The following is a 5,152-nucleotide window of genomic DNA, read 5'->3' on the forward strand; positions in this document are numbered from 1 at the left end:
ATATGAAGTGTTCGAGTCAAGCTCGTTTACTTACTAACTGGAATAAATGAATTAAAGGTTATCACGCTTTTTCAACTGTTTGATTTTCAAGGACCGATGTTCTTACCCGTTTGCCGGGCGGAATGTTATAATACCACGTTTAGCTCACCGAATCAACTGGTATTTTTAAGCTTTTTAATTTACCACTTAAGAACCGGTTGATAGGCATCACAAACAAAATGACTGAATGGACTTGGATAAAACGTTTCTGTTGCGATACGTTTCTTGACTTGTCACCTCTTAGTAGCGGCGACAGTTATAGATTCTATCATCTCGAAAGTGCTTAAGCAACAGGTATTTTGATCCATTTCAATTATGTTCATGTATATTCATCGGTTGATCCTATCCGAATGACTAATTCATCACTGCCATGACTCAAATAATCTGCCGGGCCACTGTCATCCCCGACAAAGCCGTACCCATGATCCCTGCCCCCGGAAAGACCGTATCACCGCAAAACCAAAGATCGGCGACGCCTGACCGGATCGAATAACTGTGCAGCCAACTCCACGCCCCGCTCGGTATATAACCACCAACCTTCCCTTGATGGCGATGCGTAAATCGCTGAAACGTTACAGGCGTAGCCGGCCAAATCAATTCAACAGCTTCTGCAAACCGGGGAAAACTCCGCGTCACCGTCTCCACCATCTGCTGGCGGTAGCTGTTTTTCTTTTGATCGTAATTGCTTCGCTCCCACCATTGCGAAACTTCAGTATGAGTCGACATGGTAGCCGCGCGCTTACCAATCGGCGCACAGAGCCGGTCTTCCGGTGATGACAGGGAAAGCAAAAACTGATTGCCTTCCACCGGCGGTTGATCATAAGAGCCGATAAATTGATGAACCAAGCTGCTCCCTTTATCGGGCAGAAAATTATCTTTGCATCCGGCGTAAAGCACATAGGCACCCCAGGCAGGGCGGTTTTTTTCCTTTTGTTCATCGACATTGACCATCGGTTTCAACTCATCGGCCAAAAGGCCGTGCAGACTGTGTAACGAGGTATTTAACACTAATCGCTTACCTATAAAGGTTTCCCCCGTAGCCGCAGTTGCCTGCCAAAGCTCGCCCTTACGCTCAATACGTTGAATCAGACATTGTTTACGGATCTCACCGCCGTCGCGCAGCATTGCCCCCGCCAGATCCGCAGCAACAGTTGCGACACCACCACGAATCAAATAACTTCCCTGGTGAAAAGTCTCCATCGCCGTGTAACCCAAAAAAGCCGGACACTGTTCAGCCGTTGTTTGCACACTGTCAATCAGTTGTCCGTTGAGAAAACATAAAAACCGTTGTGCTTTGTCCAGTTCGAAACGTTTCAGCCTGTCCGCCACGGTACATGTAAAATAGGGCACTAATTGCAGCGTCTCTCGGCTCACCAAAGCAAGCAATTCTTTGATCGCCACCACACTGGTAGGCGGAAATAACGGTTGGCGCTGAATCACGCCGCGCAAAATCTGCGCTACTTGGCCTACTTCCTCATAAAAGGCAATGACCTGTTGGCGTTCTTGCGGAAATTGGCGCCCAATCTCTTCGTACCACTTTTCTTTGGATTGCCAGTACGAAAAAGCTCCATCAGGGAGATGGACATCCATAATCGCCTGCGGCTCTTCCCACGCCGGCAATGTCAGCGCCAGCTTCTGATAGAGCTCGTAAAGAACTCCGCCTGCTTCGAATCCCATCCCTACCGTTGCGCCGGCAGCAAAGCGAAACCCGCGCCGGTCAAATTTACTGGCGCAACCGCCCATTTCATTGGAGCCTTCACAAAGAAGTACGTCCATGCCACGATGGCATAAACAAGCGGCCGCCGTGAGTCCACCGATGCCAGCGCCGACGACAATCACGTCATAAGGATTTTTTTTAGCCATAACTCAGTCATCTGCCTTCTGCATATAGTAATTCCCTATTTTCACAAGAACAGTTAGTTTCAATTATAACTACAGTACCAGACGGATTGAGTAGTAACAAAAATCGGATCTTCGTTAAAAAAGCCGGGCTACATCGATATCCAATGCCCCATCCTGTGGATTTTGTTTGATTACTTCCAGGAACCCCTCCCGTGCTGCTGTGAAGCCACCGTTCTGAAACCAGCGAATCGAAGTTTCAAAGGTATTTTGGGATGCCTTTTTCCAAAGTTCTGTTTGAGTTAGCGATTACAATATCTTGTGATTTAAAAAAATTTCTACAAACCGCAAGATAATCCTTCAAAGTCATAAAAACAAAAAAAGCTCACGACTCTTTTGTCGAGTCATGAGCATTTTTACGCCTTCCTTGATGGTGTTCAGTTCTTTGATCTTCCGGAGAGCCAGCCAGGCGGCCACGCCTAGGGTAATTGGGAATATAAACAAGGTCAGACCCACGATGATCGGATAGCCGATAACCAGCAATACTACCTTTACCGCCACACTGCCACTGTTATAGACATCACCAATGAAGACGAATAATTGGCGGAAGATGGCATAGAGCAAGCTGTGTTTGAGCAACGATCGGTTTTTGATGTGTTTAACCAGGGAAAGCACCAACAGCAGTCCTGGGATTGCAATTACCAGCGTAACTGTAAACGCGAGAGGGTTAGTCCTAAACATACCTATTTGGGCCATAATCCCCAACCAAAGCCCGATCAGTATAAAACATAGCAACAAGTTGACATCAGTATAAATACGGTCGATAGCGTTGATATGAACCTGATCATCCTCGGCCTTGCGGCCGATGGCCCACAGCAGATAAATGAAGGCCGCGGCCAGGCCAGCCAATAAGGCGGTTATCTGATTAAGCCTGACGGCGGCCAGGGCTTTGTCTTTTTCCCACTGAGCCATACGGGGTGCCAGGAATTCCTGGCTAAATCCCAGGCCGGCCACATCCTGTGCCCCCAGGTTTTCGACTAGACCGTAAATCCGGATCTGTTGCTGATAATGTTGATTTTCTTTGATAAGCGCTGGGAAAACTGTGTGGTTACTGCCGTTGAAAATAATATAAGCAGGCAAGGACTGTAGATAGCTATAGTTGGCGTATTATCGGCCCCGTAAGCATTTTCTTCCCAGACATTATTGTAGATTTCGTCAATGGAAAAGACTCGTCCGGCATTAGCCGTCAGCAGCCTGAGGATCTTATATTGCACCGGTGTGAACCTGACTTCCTCGCCGTCCACAGTCACTTGTTTGCTTTCGTCGTCAATCATCAGGCCCCCGGTTTGGTAGACGTTGCTTCGGGTCTCCAGGCTGCCCAGAGTAGTATAGCGGCGCAGTTGGGACTTGACCCGGGCAATGAGCTCGAGGGGGTTGAATGGCTTGGTCACGTAATCGTCGGCCCCCATATTCAGCCCTATGATCTTATCGGTGTCTTCCGATTTGGCCGACAGCATGATAATCGGGATATTGGCCTCTTCCCGGATTTTAAGGGTTGCCCTCAACCCATCCATCCGCGGCATCATGATGTCCATGATAATTAGGTGTACTGGTTGAGCTTCGATGACCTGCAAAGCCTCTACGCCGTCACTGGCTTTGAGTACCCTATAGCCTTCGTTCTCCAAGTAGATCCTTATCGCTTCGACGATCTCCTGATCATCATCGCAAACCAAGATATTCATGGTGAGCCCCCCTTTATCCTGAAATTATTCAAATTATACCATGCCCCTTCCTGTTCGTTATTTAAGGGTAATGGTAGCAGTTAAATCTTAAGATCATCCGGTCCAAAATCTTAATAAATTCTTAAAAAACAAGCTGATACCGCGATTTAACAAAAGAGCCCAGATGGAAACGGAAAAAATGCTCAAAAAATAAAGCCGGGTATCCCTCCATTAAAGTTGGAAGAAGTCCGGCAGTTTCTATGCGATATTATAGTCCACCAACTCCGCAGGTTTAGCGCAGCGGTTTTCGTACGACTGATATTCGTATTGGTATTCCTAAGAACTCTTCAGCCCAATGATCCCCATAAGGATAAGTCCTAAGAAAAACAACCGGGCAAGATTGCGGGGCTCATCAAAAAGAACGATGCCCAAAATTACGGCACCTACAGCGCCAATGCCCGTCCATACAGCGTAAGCTGTGCCTATAGGTAATGTCTTCGTCGCCAACGCCAAAAAATAAAAACTGGCGATCATCCCAGCACCCGTCAGCAATGAAGGAATCAGTTTGGTAAACCCTTCGGTATATTTCAATCCGATCGCCCAAACGATCTCGAAGATCCCGGCGATCAAGAGATAAATCCACGCCATCTGCAGTGAACTCCTTTAACGATAGAATTATAAGCAGTAAGCAAAAAAGCCCGAGACGATATCTTTGATATCCTCCGGGCTTTTGTCGTTGTATCCGGCCTAGAAGTAATAACAGAGGTACGAGACGTCTTGCTCGGCCTCAACAACAAAAGAAACGCCTTGCGGAACGGTAAAAAATTCACCGCTGGCGACCTTTCGCCACTCTTGTTCCGGCAATTTGACCTTTAAGGTACCGGACGTGATGACCATCTTCTCCTGCGTCGATGTGCCAAAGGTGTATTGACCTGGTGTAATGACACCGATCGTGGCCGGACCGTTTTCTGTGTTTACCTCTAAGCTCTGTACTTTTCCGTCGAAATAAACATTGTGCTTCATTGGAATCGTTGAATCCTCCTTGTGATTATGGTTCGTTGCCGTATCTACTTTATTATATCCGATCAAGGCAACTGTGGGCGGTTAATCTGTTAGTGAAGTGGAGCGATTTTGGAGAATACGTCTACTACGGTAATCATGTTTTGAACTTTTACGGAAGCATACCTCTATAAAATCTGCTTTTCTTGGCTTTTTTCAATAGAAAAGAAAAAAGCACTACTTATGATAGCTTTTAATATCCTATCATAAGTAGTGCTTTTATTTTATTGTATGCTCAATAATGTTCATGTCCGATTTCTTACTCCCTGAAAACTGCACAGTCATTTTAGTAAGTGATGAATGTCCTGCGGACAATGGATGTTCGCGGCTGTCGGCCATCACGGCCGCCGCGAACTGACCATCAGTAAGGAAGTTCGTCGCCCTCGCCATCCGGGCGGCGACGAACGACCTCACGTCCTGTGAGGTCAAGACCTCGACTGATTCGTACCCGTCCACTAAACACCTCGCGGTGCGTACATGCCGGGCCGATCGAC

6 protein-coding genes are annotated in these 5,152 nt (G+C 47.2%); all 6 read right to left on the reverse strand.

All coding sequences use genetic code 11. From position 1 onward, the window contains the following. Positions 1–414: 414 nt before the first annotated feature. Positions 415–1,902, reverse strand: coding sequence for a phytoene desaturase family protein (locus tag EDD73_RS14440; protein WP_131921129.1), 1,488 nt, complete (start codon positions 1,900–1,902; stop codon positions 415–417). A gap of 342 nt (positions 1,903–2,244) precedes the next feature. Next, positions 2,245–2,892, reverse strand: coding sequence for a hypothetical protein (locus tag EDD73_RS14445; protein WP_131921131.1), 648 nt, complete (start codon positions 2,890–2,892; stop codon positions 2,245–2,247). Positions 2,893–2,915: 23 nt separating this feature from the next. Continuing rightward, entirely contained in the window at positions 2,916–3,620 is a 705-nt protein-coding gene (locus EDD73_RS14450; protein ID WP_131921133.1) for a response regulator transcription factor, read from the reverse strand. A gap of 315 nt (positions 3,621–3,935) precedes the next feature. Then, a complete protein-coding gene (sugE, locus tag EDD73_RS14455) occupies positions 3,936–4,247 on the reverse strand; it encodes a quaternary ammonium compound efflux SMR transporter SugE (protein WP_131921135.1) in 312 nt (103 codons plus the stop codon). A gap of 99 nt (positions 4,248–4,346) precedes the next feature. Beyond that, a complete protein-coding gene (gene ppnP / locus EDD73_RS14460; protein WP_131921137.1) occupies positions 4,347–4,622 on the reverse strand; it encodes a pyrimidine/purine nucleoside phosphorylase in 276 nt (91 codons plus the stop codon). Between the two features lie 255 nt (positions 4,623–4,877). Beyond that, positions 4,878–5,152, reverse strand: a 275-nt coding sequence (locus EDD73_RS15140; RefSeq protein ID WP_207668903.1) for a hypothetical protein, incomplete at its 5' end; no start/stop codon positions are given.

It is taken from the genome of Heliophilum fasciatum (assembly GCF_004341395.1).
Lineage (GTDB): Bacteria > Bacillota > Desulfitobacteriia > Heliobacteriales > Heliobacteriaceae > Heliophilum > Heliophilum fasciatum.